General features: G+C 60.1%; 29 protein-coding genes. 3 read left to right on the top strand and 26 right to left on the bottom strand.

The window, feature by feature from the left end; all coding sequences use genetic code 11:
- Positions 1-4: 4 nt before the first annotated feature.
- Genes OKW28_RS00555 through OKW28_RS00535 form a run of 5 tightly spaced genes read right to left on the bottom strand, consistent with a single transcriptional unit; the run spans position 5 to position 4,966 of the window.
- Positions 5-739: a type VI secretion protein gene (locus tag OKW28_RS00555; protein WP_128597408.1), complete on the bottom strand. Its 735-nt coding sequence runs from the start codon at positions 737-739 to the stop codon at positions 5-7.
- 21 nt (positions 740-760) lie between these two features.
- On the bottom strand, positions 761-3,220 hold the full coding sequence (locus tag OKW28_RS00550; RefSeq protein WP_429442971.1) for a VirB4 family type IV secretion system protein: 2,460 nt from the start codon (positions 3,218-3,220) through the stop codon (positions 761-763).
- Positions 3,214-3,525, bottom strand: a complete 312-nt coding sequence (locus OKW28_RS00545) for a VirB3 family type IV secretion system protein (RefSeq protein ID WP_128597406.1) — start codon at positions 3,523-3,525, stop codon at positions 3,214-3,216. The genes OKW28_RS00550 and OKW28_RS00545 overlap by 7 nt, the downstream gene beginning before the upstream one ends.
- The gene (locus OKW28_RS00540) at positions 3,518-3,898 is read right to left on the bottom strand and encodes a TrbC/VirB2 family protein (protein ID WP_128597405.1); all 381 of its coding nucleotides are present in this window, start codon (positions 3,896-3,898) and stop codon (positions 3,518-3,520) included. The genes OKW28_RS00545 and OKW28_RS00540 overlap by 8 nt, the downstream gene beginning before the upstream one ends.
- An 18-nt stretch (positions 3,899-3,916) precedes the next feature.
- Positions 3,917-4,966 carry a CpaF family protein gene (locus OKW28_RS00535; protein WP_429442966.1) on the bottom strand — a complete coding sequence of 350 codons (1,050 nt, stop codon included), beginning with the start codon at positions 4,964-4,966 and terminating at the stop codon, positions 3,917-3,919.
- A 256-nt stretch (positions 4,967-5,222) separates the two neighbouring features.
- Here OKW28_RS00535 and OKW28_RS00530 point away from each other — a divergent pair, with 256 nt between their 5' ends.
- On the top strand, positions 5,223-5,687 hold the full coding sequence (locus OKW28_RS00530; RefSeq protein WP_429442963.1) for a hypothetical protein: 465 nt from the start codon (positions 5,223-5,225) through the stop codon (positions 5,685-5,687).
- A gap of 13 nt (positions 5,688-5,700) precedes the next feature.
- Positions 5,701-6,021, top strand: coding sequence for a hypothetical protein (locus OKW28_RS00525; protein ID WP_429442961.1), 321 nt, complete (start codon positions 5,701-5,703; stop codon positions 6,019-6,021).
- A 393-nt stretch (positions 6,022-6,414) separates the two neighbouring features.
- Here OKW28_RS00525 and OKW28_RS00520 read toward each other — a convergent pair whose 3' ends face one another.
- The 12 genes from OKW28_RS00520 to OKW28_RS00465 all read right to left on the bottom strand — a co-directional run bounded on the left by OKW28_RS00520 (position 6,415) and on the right by OKW28_RS00465 (position 15,381).
- Positions 6,415-7,695, bottom strand: a complete 1,281-nt coding sequence (locus OKW28_RS00520) for a vWA domain-containing protein (protein ID WP_429442959.1) — start codon at positions 7,693-7,695, stop codon at positions 6,415-6,417.
- A 7-nt stretch (positions 7,696-7,702) separates the two neighbouring features.
- Positions 7,703-8,653: a hypothetical protein gene (locus tag OKW28_RS00515; protein WP_429442957.1), complete on the bottom strand. Its 951-nt coding sequence runs from the start codon at positions 8,651-8,653 to the stop codon at positions 7,703-7,705.
- 111 nt (positions 8,654-8,764) lie between these two features.
- On the bottom strand, positions 8,765-9,790 hold the full coding sequence (locus OKW28_RS00510; RefSeq protein ID WP_429442955.1) for an ATP-binding protein: 1,026 nt from the start codon (positions 9,788-9,790) through the stop codon (positions 8,765-8,767).
- Between the two features lie 130 nt (positions 9,791-9,920).
- On the bottom strand, positions 9,921-10,304 hold the full coding sequence (locus tag OKW28_RS00505; protein WP_429442953.1) for a DUF3717 domain-containing protein: 384 nt from the start codon (positions 10,302-10,304) through the stop codon (positions 9,921-9,923).
- A gap of 104 nt (positions 10,305-10,408) precedes the next feature.
- On the bottom strand, positions 10,409-10,816 hold the full coding sequence (locus OKW28_RS00500; protein WP_429442951.1) for a hypothetical protein: 408 nt from the start codon (positions 10,814-10,816) through the stop codon (positions 10,409-10,411).
- A 61-nt stretch (positions 10,817-10,877) separates the two neighbouring features.
- Positions 10,878-12,392: a hypothetical protein gene (locus OKW28_RS00495; protein ID WP_429442950.1), complete on the bottom strand. Its 1,515-nt coding sequence runs from the start codon at positions 12,390-12,392 to the stop codon at positions 10,878-10,880.
- An 83-nt stretch (positions 12,393-12,475) separates the two neighbouring features.
- Entirely contained in the window at positions 12,476-12,883 is a 408-nt protein-coding gene (locus tag OKW28_RS00490; RefSeq protein ID WP_429442948.1) for a hypothetical protein, read from the bottom strand.
- Positions 12,884-13,102: 219 nt separating this feature from the next.
- A complete protein-coding gene (locus tag OKW28_RS00485) occupies positions 13,103-13,573 on the bottom strand; it encodes a hypothetical protein (protein ID WP_429442946.1) in 471 nt (156 codons plus the stop codon).
- Between the two features lie 8 nt (positions 13,574-13,581).
- Positions 13,582-13,974, bottom strand: coding sequence for a hypothetical protein (locus OKW28_RS00480; RefSeq protein ID WP_429442944.1), 393 nt, complete (start codon positions 13,972-13,974; stop codon positions 13,582-13,584).
- Positions 13,975-14,065: 91 nt separating this feature from the next.
- Positions 14,066-14,527 carry a glycine zipper 2TM domain-containing protein gene (locus tag OKW28_RS00475; RefSeq protein ID WP_429442942.1) on the bottom strand — a complete coding sequence of 154 codons (462 nt, stop codon included), beginning with the start codon at positions 14,525-14,527 and terminating at the stop codon, positions 14,066-14,068.
- Between the two features lie 75 nt (positions 14,528-14,602).
- On the bottom strand, positions 14,603-14,989 hold the full coding sequence (locus OKW28_RS00470; RefSeq protein WP_429442940.1) for a hypothetical protein: 387 nt from the start codon (positions 14,987-14,989) through the stop codon (positions 14,603-14,605).
- A gap of 107 nt (positions 14,990-15,096) precedes the next feature.
- Positions 15,097-15,381: a hypothetical protein gene (locus OKW28_RS00465; RefSeq protein WP_429442938.1), complete on the bottom strand. Its 285-nt coding sequence runs from the start codon at positions 15,379-15,381 to the stop codon at positions 15,097-15,099.
- Between the two features lie 272 nt (positions 15,382-15,653).
- On the opposite strand from OKW28_RS00465, the gene OKW28_RS00460 reads away from it, so the two are divergent.
- Complete coding sequence (locus tag OKW28_RS00460) at positions 15,654-16,202, top strand: hypothetical protein (RefSeq protein WP_429442937.1); 549 nt, start codon at positions 15,654-15,656, stop codon at positions 16,200-16,202.
- Positions 16,203-16,268: 66 nt separating this feature from the next.
- On the opposite strand, the gene OKW28_RS00455 is transcribed toward OKW28_RS00460, so the two are convergent.
- The 9 genes from OKW28_RS00455 to OKW28_RS00415 all read right to left on the bottom strand — a co-directional run bounded on the left by OKW28_RS00455 (position 16,269) and on the right by OKW28_RS00415 (position 23,022).
- The gene (locus OKW28_RS00455) at positions 16,269-16,652 is read right to left on the bottom strand and encodes a hypothetical protein (protein ID WP_429442935.1); all 384 of its coding nucleotides are present in this window, start codon (positions 16,650-16,652) and stop codon (positions 16,269-16,271) included.
- A gap of 45 nt (positions 16,653-16,697) precedes the next feature.
- Entirely contained in the window at positions 16,698-17,516 is an 819-nt protein-coding gene (locus OKW28_RS00450) for a PRTRC system ThiF family protein (RefSeq protein WP_027800287.1), read from the bottom strand.
- Positions 17,513-18,151 carry a PRTRC system protein A gene (locus OKW28_RS00445; protein ID WP_429442933.1) on the bottom strand — a complete coding sequence of 213 codons (639 nt, stop codon included), beginning with the start codon at positions 18,149-18,151 and terminating at the stop codon, positions 17,513-17,515. The genes OKW28_RS00450 and OKW28_RS00445 overlap by 4 nt, the downstream gene beginning before the upstream one ends.
- Entirely contained in the window at positions 18,148-18,873 is a 726-nt protein-coding gene (locus OKW28_RS00440) for a PRTRC system protein B (protein ID WP_429442931.1), read from the bottom strand. The genes OKW28_RS00445 and OKW28_RS00440 overlap by 4 nt, the downstream gene beginning before the upstream one ends.
- Positions 18,874-18,883: 10 nt before the next feature.
- Complete coding sequence (locus OKW28_RS00435) at positions 18,884-20,026, bottom strand: PRTRC system protein F (protein ID WP_429442929.1); 1,143 nt, start codon at positions 20,024-20,026, stop codon at positions 18,884-18,886.
- Positions 20,027-20,122: 96 nt separating this feature from the next.
- A complete protein-coding gene (locus tag OKW28_RS00430; RefSeq protein ID WP_315697709.1) occupies positions 20,123-20,341 on the bottom strand; it encodes a PRTRC system protein C in 219 nt (72 codons plus the stop codon).
- Positions 20,342-20,351: 10 nt separating this feature from the next.
- Complete coding sequence (locus OKW28_RS00425; RefSeq protein ID WP_429442926.1) at positions 20,352-20,816, bottom strand: PRTRC system protein E; 465 nt, start codon at positions 20,814-20,816, stop codon at positions 20,352-20,354.
- An 85-nt stretch (positions 20,817-20,901) separates the two neighbouring features.
- Entirely contained in the window at positions 20,902-22,590 is a 1,689-nt protein-coding gene (locus tag OKW28_RS00420) for a PRTRC system ParB family protein (protein ID WP_429442923.1), read from the bottom strand.
- A 114-nt stretch (positions 22,591-22,704) separates the two neighbouring features.
- Positions 22,705-23,022: a hypothetical protein gene (locus OKW28_RS00415; RefSeq protein ID WP_128597382.1), complete on the bottom strand. Its 318-nt coding sequence runs from the start codon at positions 23,020-23,022 to the stop codon at positions 22,705-22,707.
- Positions 23,023-23,298 lie beyond the last annotated feature (276 nt).

Below are 23,298 nucleotides of genomic sequence, written 5' to 3'. Positions count from 1 at the left end.
TCCATTAATTGCCGTAAGCGGCACGCTCGGCGGCCTGCTGATCGAGGAACGCTTTCGCGTTCGCGGACCGCGTCTTGTCTTCTTCGTTGTCTGCCGTTTGCTGCTGCGCATCTTTCTGTGCCTTTCCGGCCGTCATCTGCAACAGATCGCTCATCTGGCTCGACACGATGTCGAGGTAATGCGTCGTAAGCTCTGCCGTCGCCTGCGCCGTGGGGGTGAGCGACATCTGCGACTGCAGATCCTGCCGTCGTTTCGCCAGGTCCTGCACGTGCTGCAGGACGTTGTTCCCGGTCTGCATCAGCTGAGTCGCCTGCTTGTCCCGCTGGGTGTACAACGTGCCCATGTCTGCGAACCATTGGGCATTCGATTTGCCCGAGCGCGAAATCATGGTCTGGACATGCGACAGCCACTGATTGCCGTCCTGCAGGTCGCCATAGAGGCTCGTTGCGTTATCGGCGAGTTGTTTGTACTTGCTGATATCCCCGGTAATCTGGTCGTACTGTGCCTTCATGGCAGTTGGATCCAGGTTGGTAGCCTGGAGCAACTGGTTGGCCATCATCTGGTACTGGTAAGCGATGTTGCTGTCCTGGTAGACCTCGGTCTTGACGGCTTTGAGGGCCGTGATGGTGTTCTGGATCAGGTTAGTCGGGTCAATGACCGTCAATTGCGCGTGTGCGGCTTGCGACGCGAAGAACGTCATGCCGACGGTCAGGGCAAGGCGTGCCAGAATCTTTGTCATGTTGGATATTCCCGTTAGAGATCAGTCGAGTGTCATCATTTCGGCGAGATACCCTTCCCGCCAGTTAACGGCGCCCGACGTGTAGTGCTTGTCGAGCACCGCCTGCGCGCGACCGTCGGAGCGCAACACCGCGAGCGTTTCCTTCGGAAAGCTCGCCTGAAGCATCCGTGTCTGCGATGGTGTGACCCACAGGTAGTCGCGATTTGGCGCGGCCTGCGCGATCATCTCGATCTGGTCGAGCGTGAGGCCGAACTTGTCGCGATACAGATGCAGGTTGTTTTTCGCATCCGGATTGGGCAGGTAGATGATGTTCGGGATGTTTTCCTTGAGCACCTCGAAGTCCGCGATACGGGCGACCTGAGCAAGCGATTGTGTCGCCATCATCAAGGTAGCGTTAAGCTTCCGGATGGTCACAGCCCAGATTTCCAGCCGCCTGTAAAAGCGCTCGTTCTGAAAAAAGAACCCGGCCTCCTCCACTTCGATCACGGTGTAGCGCTTGCCGTCCAGCCACTGCGCGATCCGGTAGAACGCGTAATCCATGAAAAGGGCGGCGGCCACCGGGAAGTTGTTGAACAGGTCGCCCATCTCGATGGAGATGTCGTCGGACAGCGTGAAGGCGTCGTCGACGTGATCGAAGAACCGACCGTTTTTCTCGCCCTTGGTCCAGACCGCGAGACGGTCCCGTAGCTCGGCCGGAAGAATCGTGTTCAGGAACGAGAGCGTCCAGAACTCCGGGCCGTAGCCTTCGCCGAGCGTGACGACGGCCTCGAAAATCTCCCGCTCGTTTGCCTTGCTGCAACGGAACGAATCGTCTTCGATCGCCATCTGCACCCATTCGGCGACATAGGGGAAATGCTTCTTGTCGCTCAGGAGGGAAAGCGGATTGACCGACGTTGCCGCCTCGAAGCGTCCCGTCGCATCGATGAAGCGACCACCGGCCAGCACGGTCGGGATGCGTGTCGAGCGGTCCTTGTCGAAGCGCACGCGCCGCGCGCCGTGACGGCCCGTCTGTGACATGAGGAAGTTGAGCATGATCGACTTGCCCATGCCGATCGGCCCGAGCACCAGCAGGTGCGAAGCGCCGCCGGGCCGATGCAGGTTCACACGCTGCAGCGTCTTGTGGCGCGTCGGGAGCATGGTCAGCGGCCCGGTCTTCTGGCCGGACTGTTGCGTCAGCCAGTCGTTGACGGTACTGCCCTCAGCTACGCTGCGCACGGGCGCGATATCCGACACCGCAGGCGTTTCAACGAATTGCAGACGCTTCTGCTTGTCCCAGCGACCCGGGAGCGTGGTGTTCCATGCAGCCGCAAGATTGTCTCGCTCGAGAACTACCCCGAAACCGGCATTGCCGATCTTGCCAACCACTTCGCTGGTCGCGTCGTCGCACTCTTCTGCGGTATTGCCGTAGACAATGACCGACACGTTGGCGAATCCGTACTGCTGTCCCTCTGCCGTGATTTTCGCGAGCGCTTCTTCCGCTTCGTCCGCAAGCATCATGCGGCCCTTCTCGTTTTTCTGCTCTTCCTTGGCGAAAAACCCTTTGATAATCGCCCACGGATTGAACGCTGCGATCTTGTAGAAGCTGCGAATCTTGTCGATGTACTGCTTTGCCTTGCTGGTGTCCAGAAAGCGGAACATCACGCAGATATCGAGTTCTGCGTCGACTTCCGACAGCACGTCGAGTGCCGCTTCCTGGAAACCCATCCATTCCTTGACAGCCACGATCTTGGCGTATCGCACGCCGTGCGCCGACTCGAACATCAGGTGTTCGGCACCGTAGACGACTGTGCTTTCCGTCAGGTGCGTATCGAGCATCGTGACCGGGTAGCGTACGCGACGCGGCGGCACGGACGGATTGGCCGTCTGATGCAGGTACGCGAGTGCGATCTGCAATTCCAGCCGCGTTGCCTTCAGACGCGTGATGCCACCCTTGAACGCATCGAGAATGGACTCGAAACGCTTGATGTCGGACGTCATGCGCTCCAGATCGAAGACGAACGCACTACGGGCGAAGAACGTGTCTTTCGCCGTCTCCACAAGCGCCGACACCATCGACTTGCCGCCCACCGTCATATGGTAGGCGACCTTGTCAAACACCTTGTTGATGCCTGTTTCCGGCGTGTAGGCGAGCGAGAGCGAGTGGGTATTGCGGAAGAACTTTCCGCTGCTTACGTGATTGCGGTTGATCTTGTCCACATACGCGTCGATGTCCGCGGTGAACTCACCGTCAATCGCACCGCGCACACGTCGATGGGAAAGCCGCCACCACGCCGTGATCCGATGATCAAAATTCTTGCACGCGTTGTCCAGATTCGTGCGCATCGACGAGATGTCGTCGGCGTTGGGCGAGTCGGCATCGACCCCTTCAAACGTAAAGCAGGTCAGCAGCGACCCGTCCTTGTCGAGGACGAGTTCGGGCGTGACCATGGTTGCCCACGGTGCAATTTCCTGCACCGGCCGGCGCACAATTCTTTTCAGCATGGAAGATCCTGATCGAAACCGTAAGGCCGCTTGAATCGCGCGGAAAACTTCGCGGACGGCAGCGGCTCGTGCAGGTCGGGATAGTGGTTGTAGACGAGCATCACGTCGCGCCACCACGGGTCGCGGCTGCTTTTCCAGCGAAGCACCCAGTGGATGACGATACCCACGGCGAGAAACGCGAGCGTCATGCTCGAATAGCAGAGCAGCAACGTAAGCGTTCCGTTTGCGATGGCCAGCCCGCGATCCGCGCCACCCATCTGGCGCGGAAGCGACAAGCCCCGGCTGACTTTGGTCTGTTTACGCACAGGTGTACGAGATGCCGAGGTGGTTCTTCACGATGTTCACCGCACAGGCAGCGAGGCCCAGGCCGACCAGCACCGACGAGATCAGCTTTCCAATCGTGCTTTCCGAACTCGCGATCGCAACAGCACCAACGATGATGAGCACGATGCCAATCCCGTACAGCCACGGGCCGCTGATGTATGCCTGGATCAGACAGATGACGTCGGTTGCGGCGCCGAGGTCGCTGAGGCTCACCGCCGATGCGAACGGCGTGAAAAATGCGAGGCTCGCCGCGACGATGGTCGAGCGGATCTCACGGCGGCTCAGAAAGCGCTGATATGTCGCGGCCGAAAGGGCTCGCAGACGCGACTTCACAGACCTGAGGGACTTCTTCATGACACAGCTCCAGTTAATTTAGAAAACGCGGTTGAGGACATAATCCCCATCCCTGAACCCCTTGATCTCGACGATCTCGGAAACGTGACGCAACTCGCCGGTGCGGCGCAGATGGATGACGTAGTGGAAGCAGTCGGCGATGGCCTTGCGCATGTCGACAAGGTCCCACCGACTGCCAGGAGGAATCCCCAGCATCGCGAGGCTTTCAAGACGGCTAAGACCGCCGCGCGCGTCGTTGGAGTGAATGGAGCCCAGACCGCCGTCGTGGCCGGTACTCAGTGCCTGGATGAAGTCGAACGCTTCTCCACCGCGTACTTCGCCAACGATGATCCGGTCAGGACGGAAGCGAAGACACAGCGCGACGAGCGCCTGTGTGGTGACACCCTTGTCCGGGTTCGACAGAAAGCGCACGAGATTGGGCACACGCAGCTTCAGCTCCATCGTGTCCTCGATGGAGATGACGCGCTCGTTGCCGGGTATAGCTTCACCTAGTGCGTTGAGAAACGTCGTCTTACCCGTCGACGTGCCGCCCGCCACAAGCACATTCTTTCGCCGGACGATCAGCTCACTGACGGCGGCCATCAGACCTTCGTTTTCGATGCCTGGGTAAAAGAGTTTCTCGTCGTTGTGCTCGTGTCGCGCGTTGACACGCGAGAAAGCGCCCATCGCGACGTAGTCGAGGAGACTGAGTTGCTTGTCGCTGTGCTTGCGGATCGACATCGCGTGGCCATCGATCGCCGTCGGACGCATGACGGCTGCGATACGCAACCCCTTGTGCCCGGCATTGATGATTCCCTGCGCGGTGCCCGCCTTAGCCGACTTTTCAACTGAAGCGGCGAGCGAAAGAATCGCGCCGTTCAGCGTCGCCTGGTTCAGCGTCAGATCAAGGCGATGCATTTCCCCGCGTCGCTCCACCCAGATGTTGTCGAAATTGTTCACCATGATTTCGGCCACGTCGTTCGCCTCGAAGAATTCCTTCAGCGGGGCGACGGACGCAAAGAACATCTGCACCGCACTCTCTTCGAGCGGGCGCACCTTGAGCAGGGGATTTTCGGTAGCTTCAGACATGCTGCTATTTTTAAGTCTTGGACGACCTGTAGCAGACCGAAAGGACGATCAAATTAAGGAGCTTTTGCCAGTCGGAGGGGTGCGGCTCCATCTGAATATGTAGAGCGACGTTGCCACGCTCCACCGAGTTGCGTGAGCCGGCTCAGGCTCCTAACCCGGAAAGCTGCGTTAAAACGTATAGCTTTCCGGGCTGCGGCGCGCGCTCTACCGTGGTGTAGGATTGTGCCGCGACGCGTTATGAGATCCATACAGACAAATGACCCGAACGATTCCGTTTCCACGCACAGCCCAGGCTGCGCGTGCCCGCCGAAACAAAACCCTCCTGTTGCCCATGCCCCGCACCGAAGTTGACCGGCTAGCGCTGCAGGTTCATATTGCGCTCGATGCCATGCGCCGCGAAAAGGGCAATGCCGATGCGGCGCAAACGCTCTGTCAGGCGATGATTTTGACGGGACTGCTGGCCGAGGCGGGTTACGGTCAGGCAACATTCGAACAGATGCGCGACGCCGAAAAAGTAATCGCGGATGCCTTTGATCGCGGCCGGGATTCCGACACATGGTCGCTGGATGAAGACGGATTCGCGCAATTCGCGATCATCGTCACCACCTACGACCAACAGTTGCGGCGCGCCCCGCTTGCCGCAGTTGCAGAGGCGAGCGACCGGCTCGAACGTTTCCGCGCAGGAGGGTCATTTGGCGAGACGGTACGCAAACGCGCTTAGGAGCTAACCGCCCATGAATGGCAGAATCGTTAACGGGGAAGCTCGCGACCGATTAATCCTGTGGATCCGGCGCAGGATGGAAGAATTCGGCATCACACCGCAAACCCTCGCGGACTCCATACAGCGTGATCTCGACCAACCACCGCTTTACCGCGACGCCCGGGGCAATGAATCGAACCGTGTCGGCGACCCGCCTCACTGGCTTTGTGCCGCGCAGAACGCTGGCGTCGATCCTGGCTTTTTCCGGGTTGGACCGCCTCTTGCACCCGAGCTCACGACCGGCCGGGCTGATGGCAAAGAGCTTGATCCCCGCCAACTAGACCTCTTTGCGTAGCTGAAAATGCTAGCTTTTCGCCCGAATTCCGGCAAAAGTCCTCGCGTCAATGGATTCGTTTCTTGCAGCCAGCGTGGTTCTTCTAAACCAAGAAAACCAACGGCTGATCGATGCCTGATTCGTAAAGATCACCGGGAAGATCTTCGAAAGCGCGCATCTTATTTGCAGAAATCGCAATAGGAACCTGAGCCGGATCAGGTCACTATCGCCACAGCGGCGATCGCGGTCGTAGCACAAAGAAAAATAATTTCCTGATTTTGCAGGCAAATTTTTGCTAGCCGCCGAAAATTCCACCCGTAGCCTGTCGTGCAAGCTGTGCAATCAATCTGTTGGCCAAAAAAAACCCCGGCACTTGGCCGGGGTTTGGATTAGAGAACTGGACAACTGCGCCCACTAGCAGATCACTTCGACCATCTCGCCGAATGGTGCCTTCTTCGCCCGTTTGAGCGGGGTCGTTGATGCCCACAGGACCGGATAGTCTGGCGGGTCGTCTGGAAAGCGACCGTCCATGTCGGTGAGATAAACCAGGAACGCGGGACGGATGCCGTCTTTCGCTAGCCGTTCGAATGGCTCAACGAACGAAGTACCACCGCCGCCGCGCACCGGCAGCAGATCGAATTCGACCGCGTCACCGCGCTCGAATATCTGCACCTGCGTAACGTGCGTGTTGCAGTCCATCACGATCAGGCGACGGGGTTGCACACCGGCATTCACTGCGATGATTTCTGCAGCAAATTGCGCCTGCGTCTCATCCCACACGGAACCGCTTGAGTCGCGAACGAAAACGGCATCGCCAACGGCTGGCTCGTTCAACGACGGTAGATAGAGTCCCATGTGCAGATAGCGGCGATTCGGCATCGCGAAGCTGTAATCAGTCGGCGACGATTCCTGCGCAAAACGATGCAGGATCGGCCGCCAGTCGACAACAGGCTCAACGGCATCCGTGGCCATCGCTTCCAGAGCACCCGGCAGCGCGCCGCGCATTTTGGCTGCTTTCGCGGCCTGCAACACGGCTACTTTCCAGTCAGCTTCCTTCGAGGCCTTGTCGTCGCCGGTGTACTGGCGGACCTCGCCACAGGAGGGAGCGGCGTCAGGAGTTGCGCCGGGTTCGGGATTGACGGACGGAGTGTTCGCGCCGTTCGCGTTTGAGGACTGCGGCGGGCTACTGCCCCCGGGCACGCCGTCTTGCTGCGTCGGCTGTGAAGCCGATTGCTGGCCTGACTGTGCGTCCGGTTTGCCACCGTCCTGCTTGCCCTTGCCCTGCTGCTTCTCCCTCTGCCGCTTCTCCTGCGCGAGGATGCCGTAGATCTCCTCGGCCGACTTGCCCTTGAACCGCGCATCGACCAGCACACCCTTTGGTAGCAGCATGCCGGCGTCCAGCACGATCGGATTGATCGCATAGTCACATGCGTCGTTCCAGAGCTTCGGATCGCGGTCGCCCTGTCGCCAGCAGTGACCGTTGGCCACGTGCAGAACTTCATGCGCCAGCACGCCACGCGTCTGAAGATCGTTCAGGCCGCCGAGATACGCCGGGTTGTAGCCCAGCGATTCCCCATCCGTCCAGAACGTCTTGCATGACGCGTCTTCGACCACCTTCAATCGAAGCGCGAGCGCGCCGAAGAATGGCTGATCGAGTACGAGCGCGGTACGCTGTTTAGAGATTCGCGGGTCCATGGCCACCTCAGGCAACGAGACGCAGCAAGGGCGTCAGCTCCGGCTGGACGATCGTCTCGAACGGTGCAAACGCCGGTCCACGATCAGCCATCGGTTCCGGCGCTCCGCCCATGAACGCGGCCATCAGCCCCTCGATTTCCGAGGCTTTGGCAGCTACCTGCGAACGCAGCACGTTCGACTCCTTCAGATCGGCACCTGTATGCACAGCGAGATGGCGCTTCGCCTGCTCGAGGATGTGGTTGAGCTTCGGATCGTTCGAGAAGTTGAGCTTGGGCAGCAGATCGCACAGTTCGCGCACGTTGTTAGTAACGTCCAGGCGAACGTTCGTGGCGCCGTAGAGCCGGTCCGCAAGCTTCGAGACCGCTTCGAACAGACGGCCGACCAGGTCGCTGTTGGCCGTCGAAATCGAGGCGAGTACGTGCTGATCGATTTCCGTTCGCAGATCGGACAGAACGTCGGGCGGCAAATCGACGCCGAACTGGCTGGCATCCGGGAACGGCAGCACCGCGAGCTTGACTCCAAACTTGCCTGACATCGCGGCGAGCGTCGGATAATCCGCCTCGTTGTACAGGTCCTTCTGCTCGTCGCGCGCCTTTTCCTTCAGGTCCAGATAGTCCGTCAGGAAAACGGACACCGCCAGCTCGAACTCGTCTTTCATCCTGCGCAACTGATCGGCGACGTCCATGTAGATCATCGTCGGCAGCAGACGCACGCCCAACTGCTCATACTGCAGCGTGTGGGCGTAATAGTACGAGCGGATGCGATTGCCGATCGAGATGACCTCGTGATAGCTCGGCGCGTGTTCCGGCAACAGACGCTTGTTAAAGCGCCCGATGCCCTTGGTCTGATGCTTCGCCTCGACAGCTTCGGTCGCTTTCATATCGAAGCGACGACCCTGCCAGGCGGAGACGGTGACAGACGAGAGCATGACTTTCGACTTCAGTTCAGTGATGTTCATGGATAACTCCAGAAAAGATAGGGAATGGATTCGGCAGGCAGAAAAAAGCCACGGTCCGCGCGGGGCGAGCCGTGGCAACAGAGAGACAGGTAAAGCGGGAAGGACGCGCGCTTACTGGCCGCGGATGATTTGACCGAGCGGGCCACCCTGCGCACGAATGAACGCATGGGTGTTTTGCAACTCCGGCGTGCGACGGACCGCATCGCGCGCAAGCAGCGCCGCAAACTCGCGGTAGCCCGCGTCGATAAGGCGATCGTTGTACGTCAGCACCCGGTCGAAGTTGCCTTCGGTCGAGTGCGCGGCGAGCGCCGTGCTAATTGCGTAGAGCGCAGCGGGCGTTTCGGGAATCGGCGCACTATCCGGCGAAAGCAGAATGGCGTCCGGCGAGGGCAGTTGACGGTAGATACCGAGAAAGCTGATCAGTTCGCTCGCGGCCGCTTCTCCAACCGATCCTGCATAGGAGATCAGTTCAAGCTCCGCCGGTACGACGCCCATTGTTCTCGCGACGAAACCCCAACTGCGGGGACTCGGCGCATTCTCGATATCGCGCGACTTCTTCTGAACGGACAACAGATCAGGCCGGAAGCGCAAGAACGCAATCAACTCCGGCGACACGTTGTTACGCACCGCCCAGGCAGTCCAGTCGTCGATCGTCGGCTGCAGCTCCACCACCGTTGCGAAACGGGAGATGACAGGATCGAGAATGCCCGTCACGCCGGCGTTATCGTTGCGCCGGTTGGTGGCCGCAACGAAGGTGACATGAGGTGGCAAGTCATGTTCGCCGATGCGACGTGCAAGCAGCAATTGCATCTTCGCTGCCTGCACGGCGGGCGACGCCTGGCCCAAATCGTCGAGGAACCACACTGTCGGCGACTGCGCGTTGATGGCGCGCTCCAGATCGCCGAACGGCAGGAACTTCGCAGCACTGCCGTCAGGTGACGGAAACGGAAGCCCTTTCGAGTCCGTGGGGTCTTCGACGACGGGATGGCTGATCAGCAGTTCGTGGCCCGCATCGTGCGCAGCTTGCGCGACGATATCGCTCTTGCCGATACCCGGGCTGCCGGTAATGAGAACCGGAAGGCCCTTCGGGATATAAGCAGAAAGCAGTTGACCGAGTTGCGAGGGATTGATTTTCATGGGGTACCCTGAAAAGGAAAGGCCCCACGAAACGACGCCCCGAGGGACGTGGTCCCAATGGGGCGATCTGAGTGTGCCGCTTACGCGGCGGTTCGATGCGTCGATTGACGCGAGAGAAAGCGGTTGTGTGTTACGCGAGCGCGCCGGTCAACGCCTCAAGTTGCGCTTGCGTCAACGTTCCCCGCGAGACCGAGGATTCGCGAGTAAAGATCATCTCGCCGTACAGATCAGCAAGACAGCGGGCTTCGGCGCACAGCACCAGCACATCCGTTTCGAACATGGAAGGATTGCGGTTGCGCCATACGTTGATCGCGTCTTCGATCTGCGCGATCGAGACGCCATCGCCTTGAGAAGCCGATTGTTGTGTCATGGGGTCCTCGTAGAGTGGTACCCCGGTGCCGCCCGTAAAGGGATGACGTCCCCCAGGGCAGAATTGTTGCCGGAATCCGGCGGTTCGATGCGTCAGGGACGCAGGTGATGAATAGAAGTCTACGTCGCCGCCGTGATGCGACATGACAGAATCATGCGCAAAACAACCCCGCTTAAGCAGATAACGCAAACCGGTCGACGAAAAAAAACCGGCGCTGGGCGCCGGTTGTAAGTTAATAAATGTGACCGTCAGAGCAACGACGACTGAGCAAGGCGCGCTGAATCGATTCGGGCAATCATTGCCGCTTCCCTTTCACGATGCCGCCGCGACTTCTCTTCGCCGATGCCGTTGTGCTTCTCGATAACGTAGGAAAAACAGACAGGGTTGGCCGGACCGCGCCAAGCCTTCCAGTCGTTCACGATCCGCTCACGCACGTCGACCGAACACGCAAAGTATTCGCGCCGCAAGCGACGCCATTGGCCTGCAACCAGATCCCGCATGCGTTGCTCGCTGCGGTCATACATGCGCTCGCGGCGCATCCTCTCTTCCTCAGCCGACAACGCGCGGGGCGGTGCAATCTGATCGGAGAACAGCGGATATGCCTGAGCGATCTTTTCGGCGGCACGGTCCTGCCGGCGCAGGTGCAGCGTTTCCATACGCGGCGTCCACCGATAGCCTTCGCACCGGGGGTAACGATCAAATCGCATAGTCGCCCCCTCACGCGGCCAGACGTTCGAGCATGGCACGCGCGTAATCGAGCGTCCCATCTTTCGCACGCAGCGTTCGCGCCTGACCCAGCTCGACATTCACGAGAGCGTACTGCTTGCTCGCTCCCTTGCGCCAGTCACGGATCTCGCGGAAACCCTCCTGAATCGCGGTCTCCACGTGTGCGGCTCCATCAATGACAACGCCATCGGGACGCTGATACTGGGCACGCTGTGCGACTTCTTTAGCGTGTCGAGCGTCTTCAGCCTTGCGCGCGGCCGCCTTGCGCTCAGCATCCGCCGCTTCCCATGCCGCCTGTCCAACTTCATCCATCCCGCACAGGCCGAAGATGGCACGACGACGGCTTTTGGCATTCATGCCGCGCAGCTTGATGCCGTAGTGCTCTTCCAGCGCGCGCTTGCTGCTGCGGTTGCGGGTGTCCGGACTATCTAGCACTTCAAGCAAAAGCGGCAGGTCATGCTGTTCGACGGCGAGAGCCATGCGGTTGGCCCATTCGAAGGTCTCACGACCGTGCGAGAGTTGTGCCATCTCGCGCTCCAGCCTGTGCCTGCGCGCAGTCATGCGCCCTTGCGTACGTTCCATGTCCGCGCGGTCCAGCGACTTGTCCCGGCGCGAGTCGGCCAGGATCTGGCGCAGCCGCTCTGCAAATCCGTTCACAGGCGTGCCCAAGGCTATCGGCTCGTTGAACATCGGCGGTAGTGCGTCGACGGACAGGATGCCTGCAGCGAAGAGCGCATCGTCCACGTCCACGAAGTCACACGCGTCCGGTACACCACTGACGGCCGCCACGATTGCGTCGACCGTTTCAGCGGTAATCGGCTGCTTCGCTGCGCGCATCACGGAGGCGACCCAGCGATGTTTCTCCGCAGGAAGCCTTCCACGCAGCTCAACGACGTCGAGAAGCGGCTTCGCCCACTCCAGGTCGTATCGGAAGGTGCGGTCCATCTTGCGATAGTCGTCGAGGACACTATCTGGCACCGGCTCGTTGCGCAGAAGCGCATAGGCGACGTGCACTTCGTGCCTGCAGCTCACACCCCCGCCCGGAGCCGCCGGCCCACCAGCGCCGAAGCCGAGTCGCTCGACCGCTACGCTCTGAAACAACGGAGAGAGGTTGAAGAACTGGCGAGCATCACGCGCCGCTGCTCTTTCGGCGTCGATCTGGCTACTGGAGAGGAAGCTTTCCGGGGTCCGCGCCAGATCGAACAAGCCGAACAGTTCACCCCAGTGCGCCGGACGGATCCGCCAGGGTTCGGGAGCATCGCCATATTCGGACAGCCAGTAATCACGAACTTCGTTGAACAGTGCGGCCACCACCTGGGCCGCAGCGCCCGGATGACGGAGTGCGAGGGTACCGTTGTACCGCGTCACCGTTGCGACGCAGGCATCACCGTCGAGCGAGATCGAGGCCGTTTCGGTTGCCTGAACGCGTTCATCGCGAAAGAGAGCCAGCACGCCAGCGAGCGTTGCGGCGAAGAACTTTTCACCGGGAATGGTCAGTGTGTACATGAGGAGTTGGTTCCACAAAAAATTGGGCCAACACCCCAGCTGGGGACGGTGGCCCCAAAAGGAGTTGAAGGAATCAGGTTGGATCAGTCGACGTCGAGCATCCACGAAACGATGGCGGCTACCGACCATGTCCGGGAGCGCGAAAGGCTTTTGATGCGTATCAGCCCGCGGCACTTCCAGAACTGCGTGTCGCCGTCGCCGACAAGCTCTACAAGGTCGACGCGGATAATCCAGCCTTCAGAATTGCCACGTTCCACCGAGAGGCTTACCCGCCTCGTCGGACCGACTTCCGGCCATGGCGTACTGCCAAGCAAGCCGTATAGATCGGTGTTCGCATCTTCGACCAGGTTCGCCCGCGACAGCCATTCCGGTTCGTTTTCAGTCTCGCGCAGTGTGAGCTCGACGTGCGACACAACTTCATCGAGCGACTTGCCTGCGGGATGAAAGCGAGCAGTTGCCAAGGCAGCTGGGAAATCAAGGGTTTTATACATAGGGCGTCCAGAAAATGAAAAAAGGCCACACCCGAAGGTGCAGCCTTTCATGAATGCCGGGCCGAAGAAAAATCCGGCCCGAGACGATATCAGGTGCTTAATGCGAAATGCGCGTTAACCGCCGCTCCCGCTTGGCCTTGCGCGCGTTGTGCTCCATCAGCGAGCCAATCCCGCACATAGCAACTGCGAAGCCAATTACCAGAAAACTGATGTCCATGCTCATTCTCCCTTGATGGAAATCATGCCCTGAACGAACGTTAGCATAAAACTTGCGACCAGACTGACTTCCAGCTTGATGTCGGCAGCGGTCCAGGCCTGTGTCGAATGCCAGACTCCGACAGCGCCCAGGAAAGCAGCAGCGGCAAGTGTGTGACAGAACCGGCCGAACTGCTGTCGCTGGTCATTTGACGGGTCAAGAAACGGCTGGAGCAGAACCTTGACAGCGCTGTCCCGCCCGGTGGCGATCTCGTCACCAACCGAAAACGTCCCGTCAATCCTGCTGTCAAGCTGCATAGTCGTGCCATCGATAACGGCCGACACTGCTGGCGGAGCTTCGCTGACGCTGAACTCCCGAAGCAGTGCCTGCAGACGCTCGGATGGATACACCTGACTGGCATCGCGCATGTAGCTGGCGCGATCGCTGATCGTCATACCGGATGGGTACTCGACGAGGATATCGACGATTTCCATCGAGCCTCCTATCGACGTTCGTTATCGAGTCCACCCGCGAGGCGCAGCCCGCCAAGCAGCGTGTCGTACCCATCGCGGGACGATAGTTGCTCGAGCGAAACGGCGTTATCGGCGCCGCCAGACATATCTGAGCGGCCGCGACGCGTGCGAAACGACACGGCGACTTTCCGACGCGCCGGCGTGTCGGCAACTTCCAGCATGATTGCCGGAGTGCGAAGCGTGACGCGGCAGCCGCGTCCCCGGCGTGCCGGCTCGGCGACGATCTCGTGCTCGCCAGCGCGAAGACGAAGGTCGCGCGCGACACGACGCAACATCTGCGTCGCGTGATGGGTGATGGCAGCGTCCGATGCGGCACCCGCGCTGCGGCGGTCTGCATGGAACACCTTTGGGATCTTGAACATTGATGTCTCTGAAAAGAAAAAAGCGAGGCGCCCTTTCGGACACCTCGCGATTAAGGAATGCGCCGGCGGCGCCGGCGTTGGGAGAAGCGGATCAGTGCGTAACGCGCAAACCCGAATTGGTGGAGACGAGCAGCACATGCTCGCCGGGAGCAAACTGCTGGTCATCGGGTTGAGCGATGACCACGTTGCCGCCAGAACTCTTGCGCACGATGATCTCGAGGCCAGCACGATGCGACAGGGCCTGCGAAACCTTCTGCGTCACGAAGCCGGATGCAGCCCCCGACAGCGCGCCAGCGATATAACGGCCAGAGCCGTTACCGATAGTGCGGCTACCGAGGAATGCACCGACGCCAGCGCTGATCAGCGAAGTCAAACCCGAGTTATCCTGGCTGGCTTCGATCGTGATCGCGCGAGTGCGGATAACCGTTCCCTCTTCGACCGTTCCCGCGCGCTGTACGTCATAGCGTTGGTAGGTATTCGGCGAGCCGAAATCAACACCGGCACAAGCCGACAGCATGGACGCGAGAACGAGACTGACGATGATTTTTAACATTTGATTGCCTCAACGAGAGAGGGGCAACCGTCCCGTCAGGGAGGTCGCCCTGACGGGAAAGAAAAGGGTTTTTATTCAGTGAACGGCAAGGCGAAGCCGCGGGTTCGTGCTCCGATCGCGAACAGCAAACCAGCGCGCTGCGGTGAGCAGCACGACCGAAAGCGGTGCGAGAACGAAGACAAACCAGAAACCGACGCCTTGCACGAACGCGCCGTACGCGTAGCCGTGTCCCGTAACGGACTCGACCAAGAGCGCAGCGAAGGACAGTTGATGCGAGCCGACATGCGCCAGGTAGGCCTCGAGGGCTGCAGGACCAGATGCGCGCAACAGATCGAGCTGACCTTGCGCTTCGAACGCGCAGCCAAAAACGACGAGCGCACAGCCAGTGAGAGCCAGAATACTGGCAACGAGCAGGATCGACTTGATCGAGACGACTGCGATCATGGTATTGCGATTCGACATGGAAAGCTCCTCAGAAACCGGGAGCCGGTCCCGTTGGGATTGGCTCCCAGCAGGATTAGCTGTGTGTGCTTCAGGTGGCTTTCACCTTAAGCACCGGACAGACGCGGTTACGACGATATGGGGGTGAGGTAATGCAGGTCGACGCGGCCGCAATTGACGAGCTCACGCTCGGCGTCAAAAGGGATTTGAAAATCAAACTTCACAGTGGCCGTTCCATCGCTCCACAGATACAGAATGGTGCCTTGGAACTGCCGGATGGGCAAAGTTGTAACAGCTTGCGCGGAAACGCGTTGGTTCTCACGAAAGCCCCACTTTTCCGAGATCCGCTCAGGGCCGTTGGCGATTGCCAGGAACTTGACGAGTTCTGCGGATTTGGTGACGTGCTGCAGCATGGTGCGGCTCCAAAAAAACGGGAGCCGGTCCCGTTGGGATGGCTCCCAACAGGGTTGATAGACGGATTTGCTCCGTCGTGGACGACCGACATTAGCCGGTCAAAGGTTCGAGCACTCCAGCAAGCTGAAGTGTTCTTTCGATGCGCAGAAGCGCGGGTGATACGGTGATTTTAGAGCCGCCGCCAGTCATCAACGCCCGGAAACATCCGGAAAACCACCCTTCTTTCGCCGCGTTAATCTCGCGTACTTGACTTCCGTGTGCAGGTGCGACGATGAATAACCGGCTTTGGTCTCTACGCAGGTGTCGCCTGCTGCCAATTGGCGGCGTCCCTCTTCTGTACCTTCAGAAGCATGTGCCGCATGCCGTTACACCGGCTAACTTTCCCTTAATTTATGAGGTCAGTAAGATGCATAACCGCGATGACGGCCTAGTGCCCGCGATCATCATTTTCGTCTTGGTAGTAGTTTTCGGAGGCGTCCTCGTGGTTTCCCGCTCGATCGGCGCAAGCTTTGCGTCCGTACTCGCAACTGCCACAGGGCTTCTCATCATTGCCAGCGTCCTCGGCGTCGCCTGGTACTTTTTTAAGAAGTTCGGGCTGTCATTTTTCGCTGCGTTTTTCGCCTTCGGATGGCCGGCGACGTGGCCGGTTCTGACCAGCATTGCGAACGGCGGCAACGACCCGGACTCTTCGTTCCGTCCCTGGCATGACGATTCATTCATTAACGGCGCATGGATGACGTGGGGCGTCGAATTCATTTTCGTTGCCCTGCTCGTTCTCGCTGTAATCCACCAATATCGACGCCATCGTTACTACTGGTGAGCACATTTAGCAAAAAAAAGCGCCGCTCCCGAAGGTTGCGGCGCTGCTTGCCATGATATGAGAGCCCTAAATGCCGGGCACTTCTTCCAGATTCCGCTCCGCCGCCAAAGTGTTCTGTGCGTTATTCTCGGCGATACCTAGCAGACGCACTGAATACGCTCCCGCAACCTTTTGTTCCATCTCGCTGACGAGCACCGCGACAGTTTCCCGGATTTCCCGGTCGGCCATGTCGACGGGCAAAATCGCGTAGCTGCCCGCGAGGACATTTTCGCCGGCGCTTGTGAAGTGACCGTCGGTGAGCCACCATCGATTGCCTTCCTGGTCGAACCTCAGCCAGATGCTGGCCCGCTTCGGCGCGACAACAGTCTCGAACGTCTTGCTGAACGCATCCACGATCCGGTCCTTGGCCCACCCGTGTTGCGTCAGGCTATCAACAATCTTCTGTTTCATGATTCTCCGGTAAAAAAAAAGCCGCTTCCCGAAGGAAGCGGCATATCAGAGTGCGGCGGATTTCTTTCGACTCTTGCGAGCCCTCTTCTCCGCCGGTTTCGGTGCTTCGTACCCGAAGCGCGCCCATGCCGCAGGATCAGTGGCAACCGGATTCGTTCGCCCCGTTGTGAGGTTCACGAATACGGCCGACCAGTCCAGCGACCCGGTGCGAAAGAGCGTCCACAACAGATTGAACGCCTGCACCGAAATCGCCTGGTTGATGACCAGCGACTGCTTGCGCAGTGCGTCGGCCATCGAACAGGACGGCGCGTCGTCGCCTTTGTCGTTCTTCGCGTTCAGAAGGTCGGGAAACAGATCGCCCACATGGGGCAACCTGTCATGCCGTGCCTTTCCAAACTCGCCGAGAATGACCTGGCCGCGATCCGTCTCATTGCCGCAGTCGAGGTAGTAACGGCACGAGCCGCGCTTCGCAGACTGCACGATCGCATGGCGCGCACGCCGCGTGTCAACACATCCGATCACGAGATCCGCGTTAAGCCGGACACTTGAATCGACACGACGCGCCTCCGCAACCCACCGCGTACCCATCAGGTTGTTCAGCCGGTTCACCAGCAGCAACGCCTTGTACTGACCCACGTCGTTCGGGTAGAAACCCTGCCGCCCGACATTCGTCTCGCTGACCGTGTCGTCGTCGTACACCGTGCATTCGATTCCACCCGGATGTCCGAGCTCGATCATTGCGTGGTGCAGCCGCGCGAGGCTGGGCAGCAATGCACTGCCCGTGCCGCCAGCGCCAACGACAACCACCCGCCAGGCCTGCGTGAGCATGTGCTGTGGAATGCAGTGTTTGATGGCGGTACTCATGCCGTCACCTCCGCATCCAGCGCCGCCTGCCACGTGCCGGGGATACCGTCGTGCTTCTCGAATATCCCCTTGGCGCACAGTCGAAGCGCGACCGATGGTGCACGGTCGCAATGCCCGAGCACCAATGCGAGTTTCACGTCATGCCGGTCGTCATCGTTGTCCGTTCGCGAGAAAAACGCGGCGCCCGAGCCATGCGAATGACAGTCCAGCACGACGCTTTCGCCGTCACGCAGAATCGGCCGCTCATAAACGAGATGACCAGGACCATGTGACAACGAAGGCAACGCCACGATCCGGAATTCCCGCGTGTGGTTGTTCCAGACGATCCAGGCCCCCGCTTCGTTCGGCAGAGCAGCGCGTGCCATCCGGTAGAACGCAGCCACGTGCTCTCCCGGTACAGCGCCGCACAGCAGTTCCGTTGATTCGGCAACCTCGCCGTACGGAATCGCCGTGCGCACGTCGTAACGGGCTATGCATCGGACCACCCGGATCCATGGACGGATCACTTCCAGCCAGATGCCGTTAGCGGCGATGAGCAGCCGCTCGCCCGCGACCGTCAGCGGCGGCACCGCCTCACTGCGCGGGACCATCACGGACGGAAACGACTTCTGCAGTACCGCGTCGAGGGCGTTCATGCTGCACCTCCGACGCGACCGCTCACCAGCGCCTGCACCGTGAATTTCGTCGGCACGAGGCATTCGAGCGGAAACGTCTCGCCGAACTTCCCGTCGAGCATGTCGCGCAAGAAGGCGTATTCACCATCCGTATAGCTCACGCGCTTGCCGCCTGCGTTGGGATGGGTGAAGGCCGACTCAAAGAAACCCGCTTCCCAGCGGGGGATCGATGCGACATCGACGCGTTTGGGAACCCGCGCCGTTCCGATGCAGATTCCGCCCTGATCCCACGTGTTGAAGTACGGCGGCTCAAACAGCTTCGTGCCCGCCGTGGGCCGCTCTCCATCGGCGAGCGCAAAGACGCGAAATCCCAGATTGGACGCCTGGAATACGAGTCCCGGATGCGGCACGACGGCGGAGCGCTCACCAAGGTCAGAGCATTTGAAGAACACCCGGCGCATTCCGCCCGGGCACCACCACGTCACAGCCGCCGACGAGACACCTAACACCGACGGCGGCAGGAACTCCGCCTTCGGTGCGGCGTGCTCCGCCAGTTTCGTGAGCGCAGAAATCAGCGCGTCGCGCTGCAGCGGCCGACCAGCGCCGACCGTAGGGCGCCCGTTCGCCAACGCGATCGGGTGCGCCGTTGCAAACACCGTGCTGTCATCCTTCGTGCCGTACAGCAGCAGCGCCGACTGCAGTGCAACATCTGCGCCGGCGCGGCCAGTTGAGATACCAGACATAAAAAGACTCCTAGATGATGTGCGTCACCAACGCCAGCAGGCGATCGAGACGCTTCAGAATGGAAAATGCGAGCTCCCAGTCGGCGTACTGCCGGCGGATCGCGCGCGCGTTGGCGCCCAATGCGATGAAGCCGTGATAGGTCGTGGCCTCGCCGCTTTGAGCCTCGCTGTCGAAATGAGCGTCGAGGATGTCGCCGATGAACTCGTTGCCGTCGTAGACGATTCCGCATCCCGCGTAGACGGGATTGGTCTCGTAACAGGCGTCAAAGAGCCTGCGCCGGCGGGTGCCGTGCATCAGCCGGTTCAGCCTGAGCAGTCCCGTGCAAACGCGGCGAACGGTGCCTCTGCTTCTGGAACGCAGCGCAAGCAGCTCGTCGTCCGTCAATGCCGGACGAAGCCGCCAGCGGCCGCCGGAGAAAACGGAAGCTTCAGCGTCCTCCGGGGCCAGCATGGGTCTGACGACCGAGGGCAGATAAGCCTTGCGCGCCTCTTCGTCTTCGCCAAACCGCTCCTTGAGCATCTCGTCCGCTTCCGCGTCGGTGATGCGCTCGTCCCCGTCCCAGTACCAGCATGAAAATTCATACATGAACCAGTCGGGGGTTCGCAGCCAAACCGTACGCAGGGAGGCCCGATGGATGACGGACATGACCGTGCGCAGAAGCAGCGGATGCGCGGCGCGCAACTTCGCGGCCGTCGCCCCGAATGAGCAGATCCATTCTTCTGGCGACTCCAGAGCGAAGAACAGTGGCGAAGGATCTTCGTCATTGCTCGCCGTTCCGGTGTACCGCAGGACGTCGCCCACCGCGTGGCTGTCGAACAGCCGCGCCTGCACCGTAATTCGCTCGAGTCGGCATGTGTGGCGCCTCGCCCAGGCAAAGAACGCCTGCTGGAAGGCATCGCCAGCGTCGACCGGTTCGTTCACGTCTGCCGCTCGGAGCGGTCCATACAGGAAGTGCTTCGTGACGAGAGACGCGAGCGACACGTCCTCGCGCCACTTCACGCGTGCAGCGACGGGGACGTCATTTGCGACGCTGGGCAGCGTCAGAAAATCAGCGGCAGGTCCACGTCGGGCAACGGCAGCGCGTGGCGGTTGCCACGACCCACCGGCGCCGAGAGTGAAGTGCGAATCAGCTGTTGAAGGATCGAAGAGCATGAGCGGGCTTCCTCGTCATAAAGAAAAACCGCCCTTTCGGGCGGTTCCTGGTTGAATGCCGTGTCCGAGCCGGACAAGGCTTTGAGCAAAGCGTCCTTACGCATGGGAGCCCTTGGCACCCGCCGCGCGGACGAACGTGTAGCGCATCACCGTGTCCTTGATCTCGGGCCCGTCTACGGCGGCCGTCGTCAGTTCCGGATACTGCGCGCTGTAAAGATCGCGAACCTGGTCAGGCGTGAACGCTGGCCCGGGATCGAGCAGGTTCATCCCGTTGTAGGCAAATTCGCGAATTACCGCTGCGATGGAGATCGACATGGCAGTCCCCTTATCCGAGAAGCGAAAGAAGGTCCGTGCCTTTCGGCTCGGCCGGCACGGACGGGGACGGCGCTACAGCGGGTGCGGGAATCGATGCTTGCGTATCGTCATCCTCATCGCTGTCATCGCTTTCCTCGGACCCGTTCGATGCTGGCGCGGGAAGCGCCTTCTTCGAACCGCCCTGCAACGCCTTCTGCGCCTTGCCGACCTGCGACTTCTTCGCTTCGTCGAGAATGGCCGCGGTGACCGCGACCTGTTCCTCGAGCGATTTGTGCGAACCCGCGTAGGTCAACAATGCATTGGCAAAACCCTCGTCGAGTTCGGCCGCCGTCGCTGTAAGCACGAGCGGCTGTCGCAACGCCGGGTCCGTCGCGCCATGCGGCACGACAAACACCGACAGTTGGTCGCCGGACGCCTGAAGGGTCATCACAACCTTGCCGGCGGAGCGCAAGAGTGCTTCCAGTTGCTGAAACATGATTGACTCCAGAAAAGAGAAACGCCGCGCGATGGCGGCGTATACATATAGTGGGAATGGGACACAGAACGCGTCCCCTTTTTTCTCAGAACTTCAGCACCTTCGGCAGCTTGCCCGCATAGTCAAAACCTTCGACCTTGAGCAGTGCCTCGATGAGTTCGGGTTTCGATTTCGCGAAAACCTTTTTGAAGTTGTCGCCGAGCGCAGCGCGAATGCCGATCTCGTCGGCCAGCACCAGCATTTCGGACTTCGTGATCAGCTCCAGAAACTCCTTGTCGAGCTTCCAGTGCTTCTTCAGGTCCAGCTTGTGCGACTTGCACAACTGCGTGAGCCGCGTGACTTCCAGCCCCTCGATCGCCGCAAACAGCATGGCAATCATGAGGTCCGCCTGAACCTTCTCGCTGGTCGCCTGAACAGCGCTGACCGACTTCGGAAGATCCGCCATCGGCAAATCGACGTCGCCACCGACCATGCGCTCGAAGAACTTGCGGAACGCACCGTCCTCAATGTGCCGGGCGTTGCCGCTTAGCACGACTGCGATCAGATACTGGCGAGCCAGATCGTGATCCATGCCGATGTCCATGCGTAGCGCCTTGCGCCAGAGCTTCACGCGATACGCCTTGACTTTCTCGGACTCGGCAATCACCGTGACCGACGGGTTCGTCGACGCCGGCGCGCCTGCAGACTTGCTCGCGGTGCCGCTCGCGCTCTTCACCGCCGGCGCCGACTTCGCGCCTTCGGCCTGCTTCGGCTGCTCCGCGGCCTTCTCCGCCTGAATGCGAGCCGCCACCTTCTTCATGTTGCAGACGGTGTCGAAGCATTGACCGCGATAGGCCTTGCCAAGGGATTCTGGCAAGCCGCTGACAGCCGCGCCGTAGTTCGCACAGGCATGACAGGCTTTCGCCTGTTCGAGCCCGACGCCTTTGGGCCCGTCTACCGCCAGTTGCACACGCGTGTGGTTGTCGCCAGCCCGCACGATCCGCACCGTCTGGAACTCATCGCGCAAAGCCGCGGCTGTGGCCTCAAGCTGCTTCTCGGTTTTATCGTTGAAGCAGCTACGGTTCGTGCAGTTGCCAGTACCGATCGCTTCGCCAAACATCTGCGCTTGCGTCGACGAGTTGTGCGGGCAACCCGCGCAATCCGCCTTGTCGAAGATGGCTGACGCCAACGCGCAGGATGCCGATTCGACCAGCTTGCGCACGTCAGCGACCGTGCGCTTTTCGGCGACGACGACAGGCAGGACCTTGTCCTGATTCTCTTTCGAGAGCGCTGCCAGCAGTTCGGCATGAGCGATGTTGATCTTCCGCTCGCTTAGTGCATCTAGCACCGCATTCGAACAGTTGAGCAGCGCGAGGCGGTTATCGAGCGTCGAGCGTGACCAGCCGAGGATCTTGGCCGTCACGTCGCGATCGCCGCCCTGCAGCCCGAGTAGCTCGGCAGCGTCGCGGGCTTCTTCGGCGGGAGAAAGGTCTTCGCGCTGGATGTTCTCCATGAGCGCAATACGCCGCGCTTCGACTTCATCGACGTCCTTTACAACGATGGGCATCGGAAAGTCTTCACCGTGGGCTTCCATGGCGCCGCGGTAACGGCGGCCACCGGCAATGACCTCGTAGTCGAAATCGTCGTCAACGACCGGACGCACGATGATCGGTGTGTCCACGCCGTGCTGACGGATCGACTCGGTCAGTTCCGCAAGCGCCTTCGGATCGAAATACGTGCGGGGGTTCCGACCGATTCTGATGCGCTTGAGAGGAGCAGTAAGTTGTTGTTGCATTGCAGGTTCTCCAGAGAGGGAACCTGCCCCCTGTTGGGAGTGGTTCCCGATGGGGTCAAAGATGGGCGCCTGAATACGGCCATTCAATGCGTCAGCGACGCGTAAAGTGAATTCTCAATGCTCAAGGTGCGGGCAATCCCAGATTTGGTGACCCTTGAAGCAGAATGAGCACATGCCTGACGTCTCGTCTTCTGCCGCGTCTTCTGCTTTGTGCGTCTCTGTACCGAGTAACCACGACTCAGCAAGATTCGGCTCATCAGCAAAGAATGTTGGCACGTTCAGTTCGCCGTCCCGTGCATCGGCCGCGTCTCGCAGACCGAGCTCGAAAGCGGCGGTCATCGGAACAATAAAACCGTCGTCTTCGGGGAAGGCGATGTTAGTGATCTTCGCGAGCGCGAACGCGACGCGGATATCGAGATAGCTGTTTGACATGCAGGCTCTCCGGAGAGGGAACCTGGCCCGTTCGGGAGTGGTTCCCGAGGGGTCAAAGATGAAAAGCCGGATAGAGCCGGCAAGGTCGATGCGTCAGAGACGCGGTAAGTATTTGAACGATACCGCCAGTGACGCGCGTCGCCGCAGTGAAAAGGTGCAGAAATCGTATCGCCTTTTGCCTTCAGCGGACGAAAAAAAACCCGGTCGCAAGACCGGGCTTTCTACATACATCGCTTTCACCGGGCGCTGCCACGCGGATCGGCGTGAAAGAAGAGT

The sequence above is a fragment of the Paraburkholderia sp. 40 genome, from assembly GCF_050434105.1.
Taxonomy (GTDB): Bacteria; Pseudomonadota; Gammaproteobacteria; order Burkholderiales; family Burkholderiaceae; genus Paraburkholderia; species Paraburkholderia tuberum.
The sequence above is the reverse complement of the archived record's forward strand: the minus strand, read 5'-3'. Positions and strand labels throughout refer to the sequence as shown.